The sequence below is a fragment of the Arthrobacter sp. 18067 genome (assembly GCF_902706295.1).
In the GTDB taxonomy this organism is placed as follows: Bacteria; Actinomycetota; Actinomycetes; order Actinomycetales; family Micrococcaceae; genus Arthrobacter.
This window is the reverse complement of record NZ_CACSJJ010000006.1, coordinates 167,971-190,485: the sequence shown is the minus strand read 5'-3', so window position 1 is coordinate 190,485 and position 22,515 is coordinate 167,971. Positions and strand designations below refer to the sequence as shown.

General features: G+C 63.2%; 13 protein-coding genes and 1 riboswitch. Of the genes, 4 read left to right on the top strand and 9 right to left on the bottom strand.

Annotated features, from left to right (window positions below):
- Nucleotides 1–21: 21 nt before the first annotated feature.
- Nucleotides 22–129: riboswitch (TPP riboswitch) on the top strand.
- The gene (thiC, locus tag GVL04_RS08175) at nucleotides 125–2,014 is read left to right on the top strand and encodes a phosphomethylpyrimidine synthase ThiC (RefSeq protein ID WP_159702323.1); all 1,890 of its coding nucleotides are present in this window, start codon (nucleotides 125–127) and stop codon (nucleotides 2,012–2,014) included. (Overlaps the previous riboswitch by 5 nt.)
- Here the strand turns inward: thiC and GVL04_RS08170 are convergent.
- Both GVL04_RS08170 and ffh read right to left on the bottom strand, forming a co-directional pair.
- The gene (locus GVL04_RS08170; RefSeq protein ID WP_159702320.1) at nucleotides 1,997–2,719 is read right to left on the bottom strand and encodes an alpha/beta fold hydrolase; all 723 of its coding nucleotides are present in this window, start codon (nucleotides 2,717–2,719) and stop codon (nucleotides 1,997–1,999) included. The two genes, thiC and GVL04_RS08170, sit on opposite strands and share 18 nt — an antisense overlap.
- Nucleotides 2,720–2,788: 69 nt before the next feature.
- Nucleotides 2,789–4,369, bottom strand: a complete 1,581-nt coding sequence (ffh, locus tag GVL04_RS08165; protein ID WP_159702317.1) for a signal recognition particle protein — start codon at nucleotides 4,367–4,369, stop codon at nucleotides 2,789–2,791.
- 151 nt (nucleotides 4,370–4,520) lie between these two features.
- Here ffh and GVL04_RS08160 point away from each other — a divergent pair, with 151 nt between their 5' ends.
- Nucleotides 4,521–5,921 (top strand): glucose-6-phosphate dehydrogenase, encoded by a 1,401-nt coding sequence (locus GVL04_RS08160; protein WP_159702314.1) that lies wholly within the window; start codon nucleotides 4,521–4,523, stop codon nucleotides 5,919–5,921.
- A 104-nt stretch (nucleotides 5,922–6,025) separates the two neighbouring features.
- Here GVL04_RS08160 and GVL04_RS08155 read toward each other — a convergent pair whose 3' ends face one another.
- Nucleotides 6,026–6,364: a P-II family nitrogen regulator gene (locus GVL04_RS08155; protein ID WP_017199639.1), complete on the bottom strand. Its 339-nt coding sequence runs from the start codon at nucleotides 6,362–6,364 to the stop codon at nucleotides 6,026–6,028.
- On the bottom strand, nucleotides 6,361–7,689 hold the full coding sequence (locus GVL04_RS08150) for an ammonium transporter (protein WP_159702311.1): 1,329 nt from the start codon (nucleotides 7,687–7,689) through the stop codon (nucleotides 6,361–6,363). The genes GVL04_RS08155 and GVL04_RS08150 overlap by 4 nt, the downstream gene beginning before the upstream one ends.
- Nucleotides 7,690–7,941: 252 nt before the next feature.
- On the opposite strand from GVL04_RS08150, the gene GVL04_RS08145 reads away from it, so the two are divergent.
- Nucleotides 7,942–9,162: an MFS transporter gene (locus tag GVL04_RS08145; RefSeq protein WP_159702308.1), complete on the top strand. Its 1,221-nt coding sequence runs from the start codon at nucleotides 7,942–7,944 to the stop codon at nucleotides 9,160–9,162.
- 62 nt (nucleotides 9,163–9,224) lie between these two features.
- Here the strand turns inward: GVL04_RS08145 and ftsY are convergent, their stop codons facing one another.
- Together ftsY and smc are read right to left on the bottom strand one after the other, a co-directional pair.
- Nucleotides 9,225–10,430, bottom strand: a complete 1,206-nt coding sequence (ftsY, locus tag GVL04_RS08140; protein ID WP_159702305.1) for a signal recognition particle-docking protein FtsY — start codon at nucleotides 10,428–10,430, stop codon at nucleotides 9,225–9,227.
- 20 nt (nucleotides 10,431–10,450) lie between these two features.
- Complete coding sequence (gene smc / locus GVL04_RS08135) at nucleotides 10,451–14,029, bottom strand: chromosome segregation protein SMC (RefSeq protein ID WP_200846787.1); 3,579 nt, start codon at nucleotides 14,027–14,029, stop codon at nucleotides 10,451–10,453.
- 356 nt (nucleotides 14,030–14,385) lie between these two features.
- Between smc and GVL04_RS08130 the strand changes: the two genes are divergently transcribed.
- A complete protein-coding gene (locus tag GVL04_RS08130; protein WP_159702302.1) occupies nucleotides 14,386–19,293 on the top strand; it encodes a DUF4082 domain-containing protein in 4,908 nt (1,635 codons plus the stop codon).
- A 43-nt stretch (nucleotides 19,294–19,336) separates the two neighbouring features.
- On the opposite strand, the gene GVL04_RS08125 is transcribed toward GVL04_RS08130, so the two are convergent.
- The 3 genes from GVL04_RS08125 to GVL04_RS08115 all read right to left on the bottom strand — a co-directional run bounded on the left by GVL04_RS08125 (nucleotide 19,337) and on the right by GVL04_RS08115 (nucleotide 22,379).
- Complete coding sequence (locus GVL04_RS08125; protein WP_159702299.1) at nucleotides 19,337–20,365, bottom strand: PD40 domain-containing protein; 1,029 nt, start codon at nucleotides 20,363–20,365, stop codon at nucleotides 19,337–19,339.
- On the bottom strand, nucleotides 20,362–21,585 hold the full coding sequence (locus GVL04_RS08120; RefSeq protein ID WP_159702401.1) for an MFS transporter: 1,224 nt from the start codon (nucleotides 21,583–21,585) through the stop codon (nucleotides 20,362–20,364). The genes GVL04_RS08125 and GVL04_RS08120 overlap by 4 nt, the downstream gene beginning before the upstream one ends.
- Nucleotides 21,586–21,671: 86 nt before the next feature.
- Complete coding sequence (locus tag GVL04_RS08115) at nucleotides 21,672–22,379, bottom strand: hypothetical protein (RefSeq protein WP_159702296.1); 708 nt, start codon at nucleotides 22,377–22,379, stop codon at nucleotides 21,672–21,674.
- Nucleotides 22,380–22,515: the final 136 nt, after the last annotated feature.

Sequence of the window (22,515 nt, the reverse complement as noted above, 5' to 3'; positions counted from 1 at the left end):
TGGCAGCTGTGGTAGCTTCATCTACGACCACACGGGGGCCCCTGCAGGGGCTGAGATCGGGCTGACGCAGTCTGCGACCGTTGAACCTGTCCGGGTAATGCCGGCGAAGGAAGTGAGTAATCCTTTGAGCACCACCGAAACACAGCACAGCCCTGTCCAAAACCAGTTCAACTCAGGCCAAAACCAGTTCGACGCAGGCCAAAACCAGCCCGGTTCCGGCGTAAATGCGGCGGAACCCGTTACGCAATCGCTGAAGTCCCATTCAATGACGTGGTTGGAAGATCCCGACCACGGGATCCGCGTGCCGATAACCGAGATTGCGCTGGAACCCTCCCCCAACGGGCAGGCGAATACGCCGTTGCAGGTGTACCGAACGGCGGGTCCAGGCAGCGATCCTGTGGTGGGACTCGAGCCTTTCCGGGCACCATGGATCGAAGCGCGCGCAGACACCGAACCCTACTCGGGCCGCGAACGGAACCTGCTCGACGACGGTAAGTCCGCGGTCCGGCGCGGAGCGGCGTCAGCGGAGTGGAAGGGCGCGCAACCGGTGCCCCGCCGTGCCGTCGAAGGCAAGACCGTCACCCAAATGCGCTACGCGAAACAGGGCGTCGTGACGCCGGAAATGCAGTTCGTCGCACTGCGGGAGAACTGCGATGTTGAATTGGTTCGCGGCGAAGTCGCCGCAGGCCGGGCCATCATCCCCAACAACATCAACCACCCCGAATCCGAACCGATGATCATCGGTAAGGCCTTCCTGGTCAAGATCAACGCAAACATTGGAAACTCGGCCGTCACCAGCTCCATCGCCGAGGAAGTGGACAAACTGCAATGGGCCGCCCAATGGGGCGCTGATACCGTCATGGACCTCTCCACGGGCGATGACATCCACACCACCCGCGAATGGATCATCCGCAACTCCCCCGTTCCGATCGGAACAGTCCCCATCTACCAGGCGCTCGAAAAAGTCAACGGCGAGGCCAACAAGCTGACATGGGAAATCTTCCGCGACACTGTGATCGAGCAATGCGAGCAGGGCGTGGACTACATGACCATCCATGCAGGGGTGCTCCTGCGGTATGTGCCGCTCACAGCCAACCGGGTCACGGGCATCGTTTCCCGTGGCGGTTCGATCATGGCTGGCTGGTGCCTGGCACACCATCAGGAAAACTTCCTCTACACCCACTTTGACGAGTTGTGCGAAATTTTCGCCCAGTACGATGTCTCGTTCTCGTTGGGTGATGGGCTGCGCCCCGGATCCATTGCCGACGCCAACGACGCCGCCCAGTTTGCCGAACTGGACACGCTAGCGGAGCTGACGCAACGCGCGTGGGAATTCGATGTCCAGGTCATGGTGGAAGGCCCCGGCCACGTTCCCTTCCACCTGGTCCGTGAGAATGTGGAGCGGCAGCAGGAACTCTGCAAGGGAGCCCCGTTCTACACGCTCGGTCCCTTGGTCACTGACATCGCCCCCGGCTACGACCACATCACCTCGGCAATCGGTGCTACTGAAATCGCCCGTTACGGCACGGCCATGCTCTGTTACGTGACCCCAAAGGAGCACCTCGGACTACCGAACAAGGACGATGTCAAGACCGGGGTCATCACCTACAAGATCGCCGCCCACGCAGCCGACCTCGCCAAGGGCCACCCTGGTGCGCATGAACGCGATGATGCCCTGTCCAAGGCACGCTTCGAGTTCCGCTGGCGGGACCAGTTTGCGCTTTCCCTGGACCCCGTGACGGCCGAAGCCTTCCACGACGAAACACTGCCCGCCGAGCCGGCAAAGACGGCGCACTTCTGCTCGATGTGCGGCCCCAAATTCTGCTCCATGCGCATCAGCCAGGACATCCGGGACGAATACGGGTCAGCCGAATCCCAGGCGGCGATCGCAGGTATGTACGACGGCATGCGCGAGAAGAGCCAGGAATTCCTGGCCTCGGGCGGGAAGGTGTACTTGCCCGAACTCCAGGTCCCTGCAAGCCAAGGCAACAGCAGCTCAGGAAGCCTGAACTGACATAGCCCGGCCGACGTCCGCGATAAAGGAGCGGATGGTTCGGTCCCCTTCAGGTGAATCCTGGGGCCGGTGTCCTCCCGCTGCCACGCGGCGGAGGGCACCGGTTTCCTGGAGGTATCCTGCGATTTCCTCATAGAGGGGTTCCCACCCACCGGTGAGGACCAAGGTGGGAACCCCCGGAACGATGTGGAGCGGCGCCTCCCAAGGCGGGGCCTGGAGCCTGAGCCTGTGGGCGGCACGCCGCGCTTCGGGACTGTCCAACCCTCCGGTTTCGGCAGAGAAGGCCCGGCGGTAGAACTCACGCTGGTAATCGACGTCGTTGAGCTGGTTCCTTACATCGAACAGCGGTTCCATGAGGGCCCGATGGGATCCCGTCGCCGGGAGTTCTGCCGTCAACGACAAACAGGCGGGCTCCACCAAGGTGAGCGAGTGCACCAGATCAGGGCGTTCGATGGCTGCGAGCATGGAGGAGATGGCGCCTTGCTCGTGAGCCACAATGTGGCCGCCGCCCGAATCACCCAGCGCGTTGATCACAATGGCTACGTCCGCCGCCACATTGGATTCCACAGGTTCGGCGATGGCATCAAAGCCGTGGCGCCGAAGGAACAGCGCGTCGAAAGCCAGGGCCATGCCATGTTGCTTCGGCCATGCCGCGGCGCCGAAACTGCCCAGGCCGTGGACGAAGACTACGCGCTGCTTATGCATTGGTTCAGCCTATTCCACGCCTCTGACATCCCAAGGCGCCGGAAATCCCGGCTCCTTGGGATGCATTATCTACTTGCCGAGGAACTTGTCGAAGCCCTTGGGAAGATTCAGCGACGACGGGTCGAAGTCCGCGGCACCCTGTCCGAAAGCTGCGCCCGTGGGTGCTGCCGAAGCGGCATTGGCCCGTTTGGCCTCGGCATCACGCAGTTCCTGGGCTGCCTTTGCAGGGTTGCCGGAACGGGCCTTCTTCTTGGGAGCGTTCTTACCGTTCTTGCGTCCGCCACCGGGGCCACCCAGTCCGGGCATGCCCGGCATACCTGGCATGCCGCCGCCCTGAGCCAGTTTCTTCATCATCTTCTGGGCCTGGGCGAAACGCTCCAGCAGTCCGTTGACTTCGGAAACGTGGACGCCTGAACCTTTGGCGATACGGGCCCGGCGTGAGCCGTTGATGATCTTGGGAGCAACGCGCTCGTGAGGAGTCATGGAGCGGACGATTGCTTCGACGCGGTCGATCTCTTTTTCGTCGAAGTTCTCAAGCTGCTGACGGATGTTCTGCGCACCCGGCATCATCATGAGCATCTTCTTCATGGAGCCCATGTTGCGGATCTGCTGCATCTGGGCGAGGAAGTCGTCCAGGGTGAAGTCTTCCTGGTCGGCGAACTTCTTCGCCATCCTGGCGGCTTCGTCCTTGTCCCACGCCTTTTCAGCCTGTTCGATCAGGGTGAGGACGTCACCCATATCCAGGATGCGGGAAGCCATGCGGTCCGGGTGGAAGAGCTCAAAGTCGTCCAGGCCTTCACCGGTGGACGCGAACATGACCGGCTTACCGGTAACGGACGCAACCGACAGCGCGGCACCGCCGCGGGCATCGCCGTCGAGCTTGGACAGCACGATGCCCGTGAAATTGACGCCTTCGTCGAAGGCCATCGCCGTGTTGACGGCATCCTGGCCGATCATGGAGTCGATCACGAAGAGGACTTCGTTGGGGATGATCGCCTGACGGATGCGTCGGGCCTGGTCCATCATCTCGGCGTCGACGCCGAGACGGCCGGCGGTATCGACGATGACGACGTCGTGCAGCTTCTGGCGGGCTTCCTCGACGCCGGCCTTGGCAACTGCCACAGGATCACCGGCGGGATGCTCAAGTTCGGAGGTTGCACCGGGGTGCGGAGCGAAGACCGGAACACCGGCGCGCTGGCCAACAACCTGGAGCTGCGTGACAGCGTTGGGGCGCTGGAGGTCGCAAGCTACCAACAGGGGGCTGTGGCCCTGCGCCTTGAGCCATTTGGACAGCTTCCCGGCGAGGGTGGTCTTGCCGGCACCTTGGAGGCCGGCGAGCATGATGATGGTGGGGCCGGTCTTTGCCAAGCGGATACGGCGGGTCTCGCCGCCGAGGATCTCCTTGAGTTCCTCGTTGACGATCTTCACGATCTGCTGGCTCGGGTTCAACGCTCCCGAGACCTCAGCGCCCAAGGCGCGTTCGCGGACACGGCCGGTGAACTCGCGGACCACGGACACGGCAACATCCGCGTCCAGCAGGGCGCGGCGAATCTCCCGGACAGTGGCATCGACGTCAGCCTCGGTGAGGCGGCCCTTGCCACGGAGGTTCTTGAAGGTTGCTGTCAACCGGTCAGAGAGTGAATTGAACACGCGCCGTGCACTTCTTTCGATGGTCTACGAATGGCGGCCAATGCGGCACACCAGAGTCTTGACGATTCTTGCCCCGGGCAAATACGACTCAACTACGGGACTCGACTATCTAGGGTACCAAGTCGCACCTGCAAGATGGCATGCTGGCACAGTGACCAGCAAAACAACCGTAAAAACCTTGCTCATCCTCGGCGCGTCCGGGGACCTCACCGGCAGGCTGCTCCTCCCGGGACTGGCCGGACTCTTGGCTTCAGGGCGGGCTCCAGGGCTCCGATTGGTGGGCGCGGGATCCGATCCCTGGTCTCCCGAGCAATGGAAGCAAAGGGTCAACGGCGCCTTTGAGGCTGCATCGAAATCAACCGACACCGCCGGGCGCGCCGCCTTGGCCGCCGTTGCCGAAGGCACCGAATACCAGCAGGTGGATGTCACGGCCGACGGACCTTTGTCCGAGCTGCTGGCACGGCTTCAGGGGCCGATCGCCATCTACTTCGCTTTGCCACCACATGTCAGCCAGAAAGCCTGCGAAGTACTTCATCCCGAACAACTGCCCGCCGGGACGCGGCTGGTCATGGAGAAGCCCTTCGGGTCGGGCACCGAATCCGCCCACGAGCTGAACAGGACCTTGGCCGCATTGGTCCCCGAGGACCACATCCACCGTGTGGACCACTTCCTGGGCAAGGCAACGGTGCTTAACATCCTGGGCCTTCGCTTCGCCAACAGGTTCCTGGAGCCGGTGTGGAACCGCGAACACATCGAGAAGGTGGAGGTCATTTTCGACGAGGACCTCGCCCTTGAGGGCAGGGCCCGCTACTACGACACAGCCGGTGCGCTGCGGGACATGATCCAGAGCCACCTCCTCCACATCATGGCGTTCCTGGCCATTGATGCTCCCGCCACCATCGAGGAACGGGACCTTCGTGACGCTGTGGCAACCGTGTTGCGAGCAAGCAGCATCAAAGCCCCGTACGGCGATTCCACGCGTCGCGCCCGTTACACAGCGGGAACACTCGGCGAAAGGACCGTACCGGACTACGCCGCCGAGGAAGGCGTGGACCCGTCACGTAATACCGAAACCCTCGCAGAAGTGCGCGTGGACATCGACAACTGGCGTTGGAAGGGCGTCCCCTTCATCCTTCGTTCCGGCAAAGCCATGGGACGCAGGCGCAAGGAGGCGGTTATCACCTTCCGCCCTGTCCCCCACCTGCCCAAGGGCTTCTCGGGCGTGGACTCTCCCAACCAATTACGGATCGGCTTTGGTCCGGACCTGCTGCAGCTCGACGTCGATGTAAACGGCCCCGGCGACATTTTCACGCTGGACCGGGCCAGCCTGGTGGCCGAGCTCAACGCACCCGGAATGCTGCCTTACGGAGAAGTCCTGGAAGGCATCCTCACCGGCGACCCCCTCCTGTCCGTTCGCGGCGACACCGCCGAGGATTGCTGGAGGATCGTCGAGCCGGTCCTCCGCGCCTGGGAAAGCGGCGACGTCCCGCTGGACGAGTACGACGCCGGGAGCGAGGGGCCGGCGGACTGGCCCACCGCCGTCGTGGACTAAAGACAGTTGTTGACCAGCGACGGCTGGTGACTGAGCACAGGGGCGACGCAACAGCGGGCCGGGTACCTTGACTGGTACCCGGCCCGCTGTGCTGTGTCAGGAGCTTAGATTGCGGCTGCGCCGCGCTCCCCGGTCCTGACCCGGACTGCTTCGTAGACATCCACGGTCCACACTTTGCCGTCACCGGCGCGGCCGGTGTTGGAGCTGGCGATGAGGACATCCAGGATGTCGTCTGCCTGCTCATCCGTGGCGAGAACCTCGATGCGGATCTTAGGCAGCAGATCCACGTTGTACTCTGCTCCGCGATACACCTCGGTGTATCCGCGCTGGCGGCCGTAGCCGCTCGCCGCGCTGACCGTCAGGCCTTGGACCCCGTATGCTTCGAGGCCTTCCCGGACTGCTTCAAGCTTTTCGGGACGGACGATCGCTGTGATGAGCTTCATGCCTGGACACTCTCCTTGCCTTCTGCGGGACTCTTGGCTGCTGCGGTCTCCGACTTTCCAGTCATGGCCTCGTGCAGCGGCTGGAAGCTGCCGCCGTGGCCGTTGACACCGAACTCGTAAGCCGTCTCAGCATGGAGGCTGAGGTCAACGCCAACGTTCTCCTGCTCCGTGGAGACCCGGAAGCCCATGGTCTTGTGGATGGCGAAGGCGATGATGGCCGTCATGATGGCCGAGAAGGCGATGGCGATGCCGGCTGCTGCGAGCTGGGCCCACATCTGGGTCATGCCGCCGCCGTAGAAGAGGCCGCCGCCCACGCCGTCGGCGGGAAGGGCGATGAAGCCCAGTGCCACGGTGCCGATGATGCCGGAAACCAGGTGGACGCCTACAACGTCCAGGGAGTCATCGAAGCCCCAGCGGAATTTGAGGCCGACTGCCAGGGCCGAGGCCACACCTGCAACTACACCGAGCCCCAGTGCGCCGATCGGGCTGACGTTGGCACAAGCGGGGGTGATGGCTACAAGGCCGGCAACCACACCGGATGCTGCGCCGAGCGACGTCGGGTGTCCGTCACGGATGCGTTCAGTGATGAGCCAGCCGATCATCGCCGCTGCGGGAGCTGCGAGGGTGTTGATCCAGATCAGGCCGCCCTGTTCGGCGGTGGTTGCTGCACCACCGTTGAAGCCGAACCAGCCGAACCACAGGATTGCTGCGCCGAGCATGACGAACGGGATGTTGTGCGGGCGGTGGTTCGGGTCCTTGCCGAAGCCGCGGCGGTTGCCGATGATGAGAACCAGGACGAGTGCCGCCACACCGGCGTTGATGTGCACCACGGTGCCACCGGCGAAGTCGATGGCCGGGCCGAGGGCCTTGCCGATTGCGCCTTCAGGACCGAACAGGCCGCCGCCCCAGACCATGTAGGCCAGTGGGCAATAAACCAGGGTGACCCAGACCGGAACGAAGATGGTCCAGGCGCCAAACTTGGCTCGGTCGGCGATTGCGCCACTGATAAGTGCAACGGTGATGATGGCGAAGGTGGCCGCATAACCAACCTTGATCAAGCCGTCCGGGGTATCGATGCCTTCGAGGCCGAAGGTGGCGAACGGGTTGCCCACGATTTCCATGAAGCCTTCGCCGGAGCTCATTGACGCGCCCCACAGCACCCAGACAACGCCGACGATGCCGATGGAGATGAAGCTCATCATCATCATGTTCAGGGCTGCCTTGGCGCGTGTCATGCCGCCGTAGAAGAATGCCAGACCGGGTGTCATGAACAGCACAAGCGCGGCTGCCACCATGACCCATACGTGACCTGCGGTAAGTTCCATGGTGCACGTTCCTCTCTTGCTAGATCTGCGGTTCAACCGCTGTCCTGACGCCGTTTGCGTCCTGCTTAAGAGTTTTGTGCCGCCGTGTTTCACCTGCGCGGGTTTTATATTGCGCGCCGGTTACAACAACCTCCCCAACGTAAATGGTGCATATCTTCGGTGTTACGGATATGTTTCAGGCGTCAGACTTCACCGAAAATACGCACCTTTTGACCAGATGAGCCCCGAACCACCTTGAAGGACCACTCCCGTATGACCCAGTCGCCCAGATCCGTCAAAGCTCCAAGGGTCCGGCAGGAGAAAACACCCTTGCCCCGCGACATCAAGGTGATGTTGGCTGCGGCGTTCCTGATCGCGCTGGGCTTTGGCCTGGTGGCGCCGGTTCTTCCGCAATTCGCCACGACGTTCGACGTCGGCGCTACCGCCGCCGCCGTGATCGTCAGCATCTTCGCCTTCATGAGGCTCGTTTTTGCCCCGGCGGGAGGCGCCTTGATCGGACGGTTCGGCGAGCGGAATGTCTACGTTTCAGGCTTGCTGATCGTGGCCGTGTCCACTGCGGCATGCGCCTTCGCCCAGGACTACTGGCAACTGCTGATCTTCCGCGGCCTTGGTGGCGCCGGCTCCGTTATGTTTACGGTTGCTGCCATGGGCTTGCTCATCCGGTTGGCTCCGCCGGAGCGGCGCGGGCGGGTCTCCGGGGCCTACGCTTCTGCTTTCCTTATCGGGAGCGTGCTGGGACCTGTAGTAGGAGGTTTGCTGGCAGGCTTCGGCCTCCGCGTGCCTTTCCTTGCCTACGCCGGTGCCCTGCTGGTGGCAGCCTTGGTGGTCCGGACCATGCTGAGCGGCGAGGGCAATGCGGCGGAAGATGCTGCGACGGCGCCGGCCATGACCTTGAAGGAAGCACTGGCCGACTCCGCATACCGGGCCGCAGTGTTCTCGAGTTTCGGCAACGGCTGGGTGACGTTCGGCGTCCGTATGGCCACGATCCCGCTGTTCGCAGTGGCTGTCCTGCAGTCGAAGCCGGAGACGGCTGCGTGGGCATTGGCCATCTTTGCCGTGGGCAACGCCACCGCCCTGACCTTCTCCGGGCGATTGGCTGATGCCTGGGGTCGCAAGCCCCTGCTCATCCCTGGCCTGGTCATCACCGGCCTGGCCACAGGCGTCATTGGGTTGACCACGGATTTGCCGGCATTCCTCATTGCTTCGGCAGTGGCAGGATTCGGCTCAGGTTTGTTGGGTCCGGCGCAGCAAGCCGCCGTCGCCGATGTCATTGGCCGGGGACGCTCCGGCGGCAAGGTGTTGGCGGTCTTCCAAATGGCCGCGGACACCGGGGCCATCATTGGCCCGGTCGTGGCAGGCCTGCTTGCCGACCGCCTCGGCTATGGCTGGGCGTTCGACATCACAGGCGGCGTGCTCCTCCTCACGGCAGCAGGCTGGCTGCTGGCAAGAGAGCCCCTTAAACCCAAAAACTGACCGGCATTCGTGGTTGTTCCGGGGACTCAGGACAACCACGAATGCCAGTCAGCCAGGCAACGCTAGTTGAGCAGCGCGTCCACAAAGGCTTCGGCGTCGAACGGCGCGAGGTCATCCGGGCCTTCGCCCAGGCCGATCAGCTTGACGGGGACACCCAAGGACTTCTGGATGGCGACAACGATGCCGCCCTTGGCTGTGCCATCAAGCTTGGTCAGCACGATGCCCGTGATGTTGACCACCTCGGCGAACACGCGGGCCTGGTTGAGGCCGTTCTGCCCTGTGGTGGCGTCCAGGACGAGCAGGACCTCGTCCACTTCAGCCAGTTTCTCGATGACGCGCTTGACCTTGCCGAGCTCGTCCATCAGGCCGGTCTTGTTCTGCAGGCGCCCTGCAGTGTCCACCATGACCACATCGACTTCCTGGTCGATGCCGGCCTTCACGGCTTCGTAGGCAACCGAGGCGGGATCTGCGCCGTCGATATCCGACTTCACGGTGGGCACTCCAACGCGTTGTCCCCACGTGGCCAGCTGCTCGGCGGCCGCGGCGCGGAAGGTGTCGGCTGCGCCCAGAAGCACGTCCTTGTCTTCGGCCACCAGGACGCGGGCAAGCTTGCCGACGGTAGTGGTCTTGCCGACGCCGTTGACACCGACAACAAGCACGACGGCGGGCCGGTCACCCTTCCGTTCGACATTCAAGGAGCGATCCATATCGGGATCCACCAGCTTGATGAGTTCTTCGCGGAGCATGGCCTTGACGTCCTCGGGACTCCGGGTGCCGAGCACCTTGACACGCTCCCGCAAGGCCTCGACCAACTGCATGGTTGGTTCGGTGCCAAGGTCAGCCAGCAGGAGGGTTTCTTCAACCTCGTCCCACACGTTTTCGTCGATCTTGTCGCCCGACAACAATGCCAGCAGACCCTTGCCCAGGATGCTGTTGGACTTAACCAGGCGGGCGCGCAGGCGGGTCAGGCGACCCTCCACCGGGGCCGGCGTGTCAATGGCGATTGTTTCGAGCCCTGCGACGTCATCAGGTACATCAGTGCCTTCGACGGTTCCGTCAAACGTCGGCGCCGGCGCCTTCACCGAGTCCGGGCGGTCCTCCACCAGGGTTCCGCCGCTTGCTGCCGACGACTGCAGGGGATCGTTCGCATCCCGCGTTCCGGGGTACTTTGCCCCGGACTTCCGGGCCTTCAGCAGCACCGGCACGAGTCCGCCGACCACCACGAGCGCAGCGAGAATGGACAGAATTATGGGTAGGAAATCGTTCACTCCCCTACCTTCTCATAAAGCTATGCCCCGGCACCGAGCCTCTGGCTGATCACGGTGGAGACGCCGTCACCCCTCATCGTCACGCCGTAGAGGGCGTCAGCCACTTCCATGGTGCGCTTCTGGTGGGTAATCACGATCAACTGGCTGGACTCCCGCAGTTCCTCAAAGATGGTGATGAGGCGCCCCAGGTTGGTATCGTCCAAGGCCGCTTCCACTTCATCCATGACGTAGAACGGCGAGGGCCGGGCTTTGAAGATCGCCACCAACAGGGCCACTGCCGTCAGGGAACGCTCACCGCCGGAGAGCAACGAAAGCCTCTTGATCTTCTTGCCAGCCGGCCGGGCTTCCACTTCGATTCCTGTAGTCAGCATGTCATCAGGGTCCGTGAGCACCAGCTTGCCCTCGCCGCCGGGGAAGAGACGGGCAAAGACGTGGTCGAACTGGGCCGATGTATCGGCGAAGGCCTCGGTAAAGACCTGTTGGACCCTCGCGTCCACCTCTCTGATGATGTCCAGCAGGTCCTTGCGGCTGGACTTGAGGTCTTCGAGCTGCGAGCTGAGGAACTGGTGACGTTCTTCCAGGGCGGCAAATTCCTCCAGGGCGAGCGGGTTCACTTTGCCCAGTGCAGCCAGCTCCCGCTCAGCCTTCTTGAGTCTTTTTTCCTGCTCAGCCCGGGCGAACGGAATGCCTTCAACGATTTCTTCGCCATTCGCATCCACAGGGGCACGGAGTTCGGCCCACTTGTCCGTGGTGGTGCCGGCAGGTACTGGCACAGGCAGGTGGGGGCCATAGTCAGCAACGAGTTGCTCCGCGGAAAGGCCGAGTTCCTCGATGGAGCGCGTTTCAAGGGCTTCGATGCGCAGCCGCTGCTGGGTCCGCGCCATCTCGTCCCGGTGTACGGAGTCCGTCAGTTCGGCAAGCTCCTTGGCCAGGGCATCGTTACCGGACCGGACTTCGGAGAGCTCCTTCTCAAGTTGCTCACGTGTCTGCTCGGCGAGGTCACGCTCCCAGCCCGCCACCTCCACTGAGACATCGATGAACCGCAGTGCCTGCTCCACCGCTGACGCAACGGCAGAAGCACGTTGCGCCTGTGCCCGGCGCCGCTGTGCCCTTCGGGCCGCCTCTTCACGGGCGCGGCGTTCTGTCGCCGCAGCCCGCTCAAGCGACGTGGCCCGGTTGCTGATGGCACCCAACTGCTCTTCCGCAGTCCTCAAGGCCAGCCTGGCTTCTGTTTCAAGGGAACGGGCAGTCCTGGCTTGCGCGGCGAGTTCGTCACGCTGATCCGTGGACGGTTCCTCGTCCGGCGCTTCCTGGGCGGCGGCGAGCCGTTCCGCAGCGACTTCAAGGTCCAGTTCGGCGGCAGCTATGTTGGCGTCCGCCTTGGCCATGGATGCGGCCAGCCGATCGCTTTCGCCCACGGCACTGCGAAGAACAGAATTGAGGTGGCCAAGGCGCTCGGCAACTGCAGCGAGTCGGGCATCGGATTCGTGCAAGCGCTCCAGGGCGCCATCGGCCCTGTCCTGCGCCTCGGCGCGGCGGGACTGGGCGCCGGCCAAGGCGAACCGGCCACGCTCCAAGCGGGCAGTGACCTCCCGGAGGCGGGCTTCGGCGTCGTCCACTGCTGCCTGGACCTCCAGCAGGGACGGCGCAGTTGCCGAGCCGCCAGTAATAGTCAGGGCCGTAAAGACGTCGCCCTCGCGCGTGACCGCCTTAAGCGCCGGTTGTTCAGAGACGAGCGCAGCCGCCGCGTGAATGTCATCGACGACGACGGTCCCCACCAACAGCGTCAACGCCCCTTGGGCTGCGGGGTCGGAGATCTTCACGACGTCGGAGGCCCAGCGGCTGCCGGGGGGAAGCAATGCGTCGGCCGGGGCTTGGTCATCGCCGGCAAAACTGCCGGCCAGGAGCAAGGCCGCACGGCCGGCGTCGTCATCCTTCAAGGACATGATTGCTGCTGCTGCGCTTTGCGCATCTGTTACTATCAGGGCGTCCGAGGCACTTCCCAGAGCGGCGGCGATAGCGGGCTCGAACCCAGGCTCGATGGCAACCAAGGCGGCCAAGGGGCCAAGAATGCCTTCGGCCCCCAAGAGACTGCCGGAACCATCCTTGCGGTTGAGCCCCAGTTGCAGCGCATCGCGTCGTGCAGTCAGGGCATCCCTCTCGCGGACGGCCTCCCGCTCAGTGGCTTTCAATTCTTCGATCTCGGCGAGGACAGCGTCCAGGACGTCATTGGCATTTTCATATTCGGCGTCGAGGCTTTCTTCGCCGTCTTCAACGCCAGCCACTTGGGATTCAAGGGCAGTGAATTCGCTGTGGGCCTTGCGACGCCGTTCATCACCTGACGCGAGGGATTCCCTGAGCCGGCCGCGTTCAGCCTCGGCGGCTTCCGCTTTGGACCGGGCCGCGGCCACTTGGCCGGCAAGCCTGGCGAGCCCTTCCCTGCGGTCGGCGGCAGCGCGGAGCATGGCCGTCAGTCGTTTGTCTTCTGCCGCCGCCAGGGACTCAGCGGCGTCCTTGGCCACGGTAGCTTCAAGGAGTGCTGCTTGTTTGGCCAGGATGTCGTGTTCCAAGGCCGATTCTTCCTCACGGACACGGGCCGCTTGGCGTTCAAGCTGTTCCGGGTCCCGCCCCGTCTCAGCGGTGGCTTCCGAGGACCCCAGGAGCCTGCGGCGTTCGGAAGCCAGGGAACCCAGGGAACGCAAGCGCTCCCGGCCGGCGGAAAGCTGATACCAATGGTCGCGGGCGGCATTGAGCTTCGGGGTTGCTTCGGCCGCCTGCTGCTCCAGGGCAGCCTGGCGTCGCCGTCCAAGTCCCAGCCCCGCTTCCACAACCTGGCGGCGTTCCTTGAGCGCGGCTTCGTCGACAACATCCTGTTCAAGACTGGTTGTCAGCTGAACGAGGTCGTCCGCCAGGAGCCGCGCCCTGGCGTCCCGGACATCGAACTGGACTGTTTGGGCCCGGCGGGCGATTTCTGCCTGCTTTCCCAACGGAGTGAGTTGCCGCCGGATTTCCGCTGTCAGGTCACCGAGCCGCGCCAGGTTGGCCTGCATGGCCTCGAGTTTGCGGACGGTTTTTTCCTTACGGCGGCGATGCTTGAGAATGCCCGCGGCTTCCTCAATGAAGCCGCGGCGGTCTTCAGGAGTGGCGTGCAGGACCCGGTCCAATTGGCCCTGACCCACAATGACGTGCATTTCACGGCCCAGGCCGGAGTCGGACAGAAGTTCCTGGATGTCAAGAAGCCGGCACGGTGCGCCATTGATGGCGTACTCGGATCCACCTGTCCGGAAGAGCGTCCGGGAGATGGTCACTTCGCTGTACTCGATGGGAAGTGCGTTGTCCGCGTTGTCGATGGTCAGGGACACATGCGCGCGGCCAAGGGGTGGCCGGCCTGAGGTGCCTGCGAAGATGACGTCTTCCATCTTGCCGCCACGCAGGGTCTTGGCACCCTGCTCCCCCATAACCCAGGCCAAGGCATCCACAACGTTGGATTTGCCCGACCCGTTGGGCCCTACGACGGCAGTGACGCCGGGCTCAAAGTCGAACGTCGTGGCCGACGCGAACGACTTGAATCCTCGGACAGTCAAACTTTTCAGGTGCAAGGCGCTTCGGTTCTCCTGGGTGGCCCGGGTGGTTGTACCCCCTAAATCTACTGCCGATTCTGCGAAATCTACGGATCTGTTGCCGGAACGCCTTGTGGTCGGCAGGCCACACCCCTACACTCCTGCCAAGGGCTACTTGGCCTGTTCGTTCCGGTGATCCGGTTACGGCATGAACTTCAGTTCAGCCGCTGCCGGATCCGGTCCCGATCTTCGGAACGACCAACCAGGTGCAGAAACCCTGTGTTCCATAACTGAAGATCTTGGTTTGACCCTGGCTGGGGAGCGGCAAGCAGGGACCGTGCGTGAAATCGCGGACCCGCATTCGCATTTTCGGCGCGCCACCCCCAGGAGTTCTGATGCCCGGTACTTCAGTCAACCGACCCCAGCGAGTCCTCAAGGGTTTCTTAGTGCCCATGGTGATCGCAATGGTGGCCGCCCTCTTGCCCCTCACTGCACCAGCGGCAGTGGCTGCGGGTCCCTGCGACCCCGTGGTGAACCTTGTGGCCTGCGAGAACTCCAAGACCGGAAGTCCGCCCTCCGAGTGGGATATCAACGGTGCCGGAGATGACAGTATCCAAGGCTTCTCCACCGAGATCAGCGTCAACGCAGGCCAACCCATACGTTTCAAGGTGGATACGAACGCCACGAGCTACACCATAGGGATCTACCGGACGGGCTGGTATGCGGGCAACGGTGCACGCAAGATCGCCGATGTGACGCCGTCCGTCCTGCGCCAGAACCAACCGGCATGCCGCAGCGACCTCACCACGGAACTCTATGACTGCGGCACCTGGGCAGTATCTGCGACGTGGCAGGTCCCTGCCACCGCAGTATCGGGTGTCTATATTGCGCTCCTCACACGCCCCGATACCGGGGCAAAAAGCCACATCACGTTCATCGTCCGAAACGACGGCAACCGCTCCGCCGTGGTCTTCCAGACTTCGGACCAGACCTGGCAGGCCTACAACACCTACGGAGGCTCCGACTACTACCAAGGCGCCGCCAACGGCCGGTCCTACAAGGTCAGCTACAACCGGCCGATGGCAACCAGGGATGGTCCGGGCGGCAGGGACTTCTACTTCTCCAACGAATACCCCATGGTGCGCTTCCTGGAACAGAACGGCTATGACGTCAGCTACATCAGCGGCCTTGACACGGACCGCAACGGCGCCGAGCTGCTGAACCACAAGGTCTTCCTGTCCGTCGGTCACGACGAATACTGGTCGGGCCCACAACGGGCCAATGTCACAGCCGCGAGGGATGCCGGCGTTAACCTTCAGTTCCTTTCGGGCAACGAAATGTACTGGCGTACCAGGTTTGAGCCGTCGACGGTTGACGGTGCAGCCAACCGCACTCTGACCTGCTACAAGGAAACCTGGGGTAATGCCAAGATCGATCCCAGCGCACAGTGGACCGGCACGTGGCGCGACCCGCGCTTCGCCTCCCAAGCCAACGGCGGAGGCCTGCCCGAAAATGCTGTGACAGGCACTATCTATATGTCCAACCACTCGGACCTGCCGGTCACCGTGAAAGCGGACGAAGGCAAGACCAGGCTCTGGCGGAACACTACGCTGGCATCCCTGGCCGCAGGTTCCTCTGCCGCCCTCGCGCCGCACACCGTCGGCTATGAATCCAATGAGGACCTGGACAACGGGTTCCGACCCGCGGGACTCATCCGGCTGTCCACCACTGTGGGCAGCGTTCCCGAGTACCTTCAAGACTTCGGTAATACCGTCGCCCCGGGCAGCACCACCCACAACGTGACCCTCTACCGCGCAGCCAGTGGCGCGTTGGTATTCTCTGCCGGCAGCGTCCAGTGGACCTGGGGCTTGGACCAGGAGCACGACGGCGACGGCGCGGCTGCCGATGTCCGCATGAGGCAGGCGCAGGTCAACATCCTCGCGGACATGGGCGCGCAGCCGGCCACAAGGGCGGCCGGGCTGGTTGCCGCCGTGGCGAGCACCGACACTACCAAACCAACGGTGGCCATCTCGGCTCCCGCCACCGGAGCCACAGTGGCACACGGCAGCAGCGTAACCGTGACCGGAACTGCCGCCGACGTGGGCGGCGTGGTGGCCGGCGTCGAAGTTTCAACGGATGGCGGTGCGACCTGGCACCCCGCCACAGGAAAACAAAGCTGGACTTACACCTACATCCAGAAGGGTCTCACCACGGCAACCATTCAGGCACGGGCGATTGACGACAGCGCCAACATCGGTGCCACCGTGACCAGGAGTATCACCCTGAGCGGCCCTTACAGCGTCTTCGGCCAGACGGTACCGGTGGTCAAGGATTCCGGTGACGGCGGTGCCTACGAAATGGGCCTGCGTTTCACCCCTTCAGTGGACGGCTTCATCACGGGTGTCCGCTTCTACAAGAGCACAGCAAACACCGGAACGCACACGGGCTCCCTGTGGAGCTCCACCGGCGAGCGCCTGGCTACGGCCACATTCACCAACGAGACGGCGTCCGGCTGGCAAACAGCCCTGTTCAGCCAGGCCGTCCCCGTCGCGGCCGGGCAGAAATACACGGCCTCCTACTGGGCACCCAATGGCCACTACGCCACCAAGGATTATCAATGGGCGAGCTTTGGTTCCACGGACGCCCCGTTGAAGGTGGCCGGTGGTTTCGGAGCTGAACCGGCAGGCGTGTACAGCACGTCCCAAGGCTTCCCAACCACCAGTTTCAACGGTGGCAACTACTTCGCGGATGCGCTCTTCAGCACTGTAGACAGCTCCCCCATGACGGTATCGGGCCACACGCCCATCCCGTCGTCGTCGAGCGTGTCCGTGAATACCAAGGTAAGCGCCGTGTTCTCCAAGCCCGTCACGGCGGCCAGCGTACAGCTGACGTTGCAGTCGCCGTCGGGTCCAGTGGCAGGAACTACGGCGTACGACGCCGCGACGCGGCGGGCGACCTTCACGCCGTCGAGCGCGTTGGCGTTCAGTACCCAATTCACGGCTACGTTGTCCGGCACCGATTCGATCGGCGGCCCAGTGACAGCCGGTGGTACCTGGTCCTTTACGACAGCAGCTACGCTGCCGGTTCCCGGCGCCTGCCCTTGCAGCCTCTTCGATGACTCCGTCACGCCGGGGATCGCCGAGCTGCGTGAAGGCGTGCCGGTGACCTTGGGCGTGCGGTTCTCCAGCGTTTCTGCCGGCGAGGTGCTGGGTGTCCGTTTCTACAAGTCCGCGGGAAACACCGGCACCCACAACGGCGCCCTCTACACGGCCACAGGCCAGCAGCTGGCCACGGTGGCATTCACTAACGAGAGTGCGTCCGGGTGGCAGACTGCAATGTTCAGCCAGCCGGTCCAGATGGCTGCAAACACCGAATACATCGTGTCCTACAAGTCCCTGACCGGAACGTATTCGGCAACTGCCAACGGCTTCGGGTCAGGACTCAGCGTTGGACCACTGCGGGCAGCATCGGATGCTGGGGCGTACACCTACAGCGGCGACTTTGCCTCGTCACGATCCACCGCCAGTTACCTGGTGGACGTAGTGGTGACGGTGCCCAATACGCCGTTCACTGTCGGTTCGCATTCACCGCTGCCAAGTGCCTCCAGTGTTCCGCTGAACACTGCAGTCAGCGCAGTGCTGTCCGAGGCTGCAGTAGCGTCCAGCGTCAGCATGGCAGTGAAAGTGACCAGCGGCGCCGCAGTAGCCGGTACATCGGCCTACGACTCCGCGACCCGTAAGGTCACCTTTACGCCGACCGCTCCGTTGGCGGCAGGGACCTCGTACACGGCGACGGTGACAGCTACGTCGGTCTCCGGTCAGCCGATGTCCGCTGGTGGTACGTGGACCTTCACCACAGTTCCTGCACCGCGCACGCCGGGCGTGTGTCCGTGCACGCTCTATCAGGACACGGTGACACCCACGACGCCCGACGCCGATGACGGCGTTCCGTTGTCCCTCGGTGTCAGGTTCGCCAGCGACACTGCGGGCCAGATCACCGGCGTGCGTTTCTATAAGGCGGCCGGTAACACGGGAACACACACCGGATCGCTCTACACGGCCGCAGGACAACGCCTGGCAACTGTCACGTTCACCAACGAATCAAGTACAGGTTGGCAGACCGCAACATTCAGCCAACCGGTGGCTATCGAGGCCGACACTGAGTACGTTGCCGCGTACAAGGCTCCCACCGGCAAGTACTCCTACACCGCCGGCGGATTTGGTGCGGGCCTCACCAGCGGTCCGTTGCGTACTGACACAGATTCGGGGGCCTTCGCCTACAACAGCGACTTCCCGGGTTCCTCCTCCACCGCCAGCTATCTGGTGGATGTGGTGTTCGCTACGGCAACGCAGCCCCTGACAGTATCCGAACAGGTACCGGCCCCGGGGGCCACAGGCATTCCGACAGATGTGAAGCCTTCCATCACCTTCTCTTCCGCCATTAATCCAGGAGCGTCGTTCACCTTGACAGCGAACGGCAATCCGGTAGCCGGTGCAGCTGCCCTTTCTGCGGACAGCAGGACCGTAACCTTCACGCCAACCGCGGCACTGCCCAACAGCACCGTGATATCCGCCAGCGTGGCCAACGTCGTCTCCCAACAAGGGCAGGCTTTCGCCACCACCACCTGGCAATTCACCACCGCCGCCCCCACCGTCCAGGTGTCCACGATCTTCGGCTCGCTGACGCCCCAAACGGTCTCGGCGCCGGACATCCTGTCGGTCGAGCTGGGGACAGCCTTCACTGTTTCCCAGGCCGGGAACGTGACAGGCATACGTTTCTACAAGGGGGCCGGCAACACTGGAACCCACGTGGGATCACTCTGGAACTCGGCGGGCACCCGCCTGGCACAGGTGACCTTCACCAACGAGACGGCCACGGGCTGGCAAACAGCTACATTGGCTGCCCCGGTGGCGTTGGTGACAGGCCAAACCTACGTGGTCTCGTACAGGGCACCCAACGGCCGCTACTCCTACACCTCGGCGTTCTTCAACCAGACCTACACAAGCGGTGTGTTCACAGCCAGTGGCCCGAACAACGGCCGGTACCGGTACGGCTCCGGCGGAGTTATGCCGGCCAGTTCCTGGAACGCGACCAACTACTTTGTGGATGTGGTGTACTCCACCACCGCTCCCCAACAGTTGGTTGCACCGTCACCATCACCCACAGCTACTCCTACGGCCACGCCTACTCCCACACCCTCACCCACGGCGACGTCCACCGCCTCACCGAGTCCTTCACCGAGCCCCTCGCCAAGTCCTACGCAGTCCGGCGGGTTGCTCTGCGGGTTGCTCGGGCTCTGCTGAGGCCACCGGCCAGCCTGCAACAGCCTTCAACGGACAAATACTTTCAGCGGACAACGCTGGGTGACCACGCATGGGCAATGAACATAACCGGCTGGGAACCCGGAGTGGTGCCCAGCTGCCAGATGTTGCTGTCCCCTTCCACAGCCTCATCTGCCAAACCGTAGAGAAGGTTTTGGTTGTCCAGCCATTCGATCTGGTCATCCACGCTGCGCTTCTCGGAAAGGACCGTCTCCTGTCCGGTCGCGAGGTCAAGCACAGCGACTTTCCAATGGGCAGCCAGTGCTCCGCCGTCGTTCTTCTTGTAGGCGATCCGCGTGCCGTCAGGCGAGATCGATGGGCATTCCACGTTGTCGTGGATGGCAGTGAGGGTCTTGGCGGACAGACTCCCCCGGACCAGCCAGATGCGACCCGACGATGCAGCGGTGGCATAGAAGAGGTCACTCTCGCCCGGGGCGAAGGTCACCCCCCAGATGTTCCTGTCCGTTGCCACCAATCGCTCACCGTTCACCATCAGCGCGAAGTCCTCAAGGTTCCCTGAGCTCCCGCCCGGCAGGCTGATCTCGGTGGCCGTGGAAAAACCCGCTGTCGCATAGGAGTGGCCGGTGACAAAGACGGTCGTGGCGATCATGGAGCCGTCAGCACTTACCCTTGTCCTGCTCGGAATACCAGGGACCGGCCACGAGCGTTGCACCTGCCAGTCGCGGTTCAGGACGGCCGCTTCGAACGAGGTCACCAGGCCTCGGTTTGTCTTGAGGCACACCACGGTTTCGGCTGTTCCATAGACGCGGTCGCACTCCTGTTCACTCACCGCCCGTGAACCGCCCGGAGCGGTGAGCGGGACTGTTGCCGCGTTGCCATAACCCTGGCCCGATGCCGTGTTCCGAAAAAGGACGAAGGGAGCATTCGGAAGCGGCTGGCCCGCCGTGACACCCACGGATGATGCTGCGGTCCGGCTCTCTTCAAAACGCTGGTAAGCGCCAAAGGCGTAGATGCCTGCCCCCACCAGGACAAGTACGGTGACAGTGAGGAGAATGCCCCATCGCATCTTTCCTCCGGTCAGCGTTCCGCTCATGTGCGGCCGCCTGTGTCCGCGCCAACTCGGGGCGTGGCACTTCTCAGTACAAAGACGACAGCCACCACTGCACAAGCCAGCAAGCCGCCTGCCACCACCATGGCCGTTGGTGCGCCCACGGCATACCAGAGCACTCCAAAGCCCGCAGAAGCGGTCATCCTGCTCAGCGCCACCACCGTTTGTGCCGACGCAATGCCGGTGGCAAGTTTGCCTGCCGGTGTGAGTTGGCTGGCCAAGGCGGCCAGTACCCCATCGGTCGCCGCGTAGAACGCTCCCAGCAGGACCAAGCAGCCCAAGGTTCCCCACAGCCCTCCAAAGGGTGCGGCGGCGAGGAGATAAGTAGCGAGCAACGCGATGTGTCCGCCGACGAATACAGGCACCTTGCCTACCCGGTCAGCCAGCCGCCCCAACGGAATCGCGAGAGCCAGGAAGACCACATTGGTGCCTACGAACAACAACGGAAACCATTGGACGGCGAACGAGTCCCTGGCTTGCAGCACCAGGTAAATGAAGCCGTCACCGATGGTCACCAGACCCAAAAGGCCGGCAGCGATCAGAAGTTTACCGAGCCCAGGTTCCTTCAAATGGCTCCACGAGAAGGCGAAGAGCCGCCTGCCCTCCCGCCCGTCAGCGCTTTTCAGGCCATGGGCACTGATATCCGGAACAACCAAGGCGAGGACGGCAACCCCGATCACTGCGAAGGCGAGAGACACCACAAAAACGGTGCTGAAACCGTTGGGAATCATCAAGAGGACAAAGAACGCGATGAGCGGCCCGGCTGCGGCCCCAATATTGTCCAGCATTCTGTGAACGCCGAAGGACCGGGCCAAATGTTCGGGTTGGGCGGACACCGAGATCAGCGCGTCCCTGGGAGCCGTGCGAATGCCTTTGCCAATCCGGTCGCCGGTCACAATGGCCGCGATAGCCCAGAACCCTCCAGCGAACAGGAAACCAACCCTGGCAAGCATCGACAAGCCGTAGCCGGCCAAAGCTATCCGCTTTGGATGGCCGCTGCGATCGGCTGCCCAACCGGCCGCGATCCTGACGATCGCGCTGGCGCCCTGGTTGATGCCGTCAATAAAGCCAAAGGCGATGGTTGACAGTCCGAGGAACCCCGTCACATACAAGGGAAGTACTGCCGTGACGGATTCAGAGGAAACATCCGTCACCATGCTCACGATGCCCAACCACAGGATTACCGGAGACAAACGGAACGGCACCTCTGCTTTCAGTGCCGTTCCGTTGCCCTGTGATTTGTCCCGTTTACCGCCGCTGCGATCTGAGAGCGAAATGTACATGGATTCCCCTACTCCGCCGTTGTGTGCAGGCTGCCCAACAGCTGGAAGCGTGAGCTTCCTGTCCCCGTCGTCGACACAGAAACAGTCACCGTGTCTGTGCCTCTGACGAAGCGTGCGGCCACGGCACCGTCCGTCGCCGGGGCTTCCTCGGACCAGAAGCCGTGGGAGACCAGCGATTGGCGGAAGGAATCCAGGACCTCGGCCCGCGGCTTGGCAATGATGCCGTCCGCTGTCAGTTGGAGGATGTTGCCGGATGTTGAAACAGACGTGGACCCGATGGTGGTCCCGGATGGCAGCGAAAGGACTCCATCCGGCCAACCGTCCACCAGTACACCGTCCGCGCTGCCAGGTGCCGGGAGCGCCCCGGTAATAAGAGGTTCCGGCGTGGTCGGTTCGGGCAATCCAGTAGGAGTAGCGGTTACTGGCGGCAGGACCTCGAGGGGCTTTGGGGTGGGCGCGCCGGCATTACCTTCGGTGCCGCCGCTCCCGCTGCCGCTGCCCTCGGTTCCGCTGTTCGCAACGTCCGACGCCGTACTTCCGGGCGTGGGCGTGCCGGCACCGGTGGAACTACCACCAACGCCGGGGCTTGAACTGGACGACGACGGGCTCTGCGCGGATGTGGATCCTGGCTTTGCCATTTGGTCGAGCACAATGGCCACGGCGGCGATCAGCACAGCAAGGCAAAGACCAGCTATGACGAGCCGCCGCGCCATCATGGCATACCTGGGCTGCGAAGAGGTCGGTTGCCCCTGGATTCAAAAACGGCTGCAGGTAGAAATGACGCCACCCACATTGTGGTGGCGTTGACCTTTGCGATGGCGATTCGAAGCGCCAAGCTGTTCATGGGGACAG

Coding starts and splice junctions, on each gene's coding strand:
- GVL04_RS08125 (WP_159702299.1), bottom strand. CDS start 20,365: ATGAGCGGAACGCTGACCGGAGGAAAGATGCGATGGGGCATTCTCCTC.
- GVL04_RS08170 (WP_159702320.1), bottom strand. CDS start 2,719: ATGCATAAGCAGCGCGTAGTCTTCGTCCACGGCCTGGGCAGTTTCGGC.
- GVL04_RS08130 (WP_159702302.1), top strand. CDS start 14,386: ATGCCCGGTACTTCAGTCAACCGACCCCAGCGAGTCCTCAAGGGTTTC.
- GVL04_RS08155 (WP_017199639.1), bottom strand. CDS start 6,364: ATGAAGCTCATCACAGCGATCGTCCGTCCCGAAAAGCTTGAAGCAGTC.
- GVL04_RS08145 (WP_159702308.1), top strand. CDS start 7,942: ATGACCCAGTCGCCCAGATCCGTCAAAGCTCCAAGGGTCCGGCAGGAG.
- GVL04_RS08150 (WP_159702311.1), bottom strand. CDS start 7,689: ATGGAACTTACCGCAGGTCACGTATGGGTCATGGTGGCAGCCGCGCTT.
- GVL04_RS08115 (WP_159702296.1), bottom strand. CDS start 22,379: ATGATGGCGCGGCGGCTCGTCATAGCTGGTCTTTGCCTTGCTGTGCTG.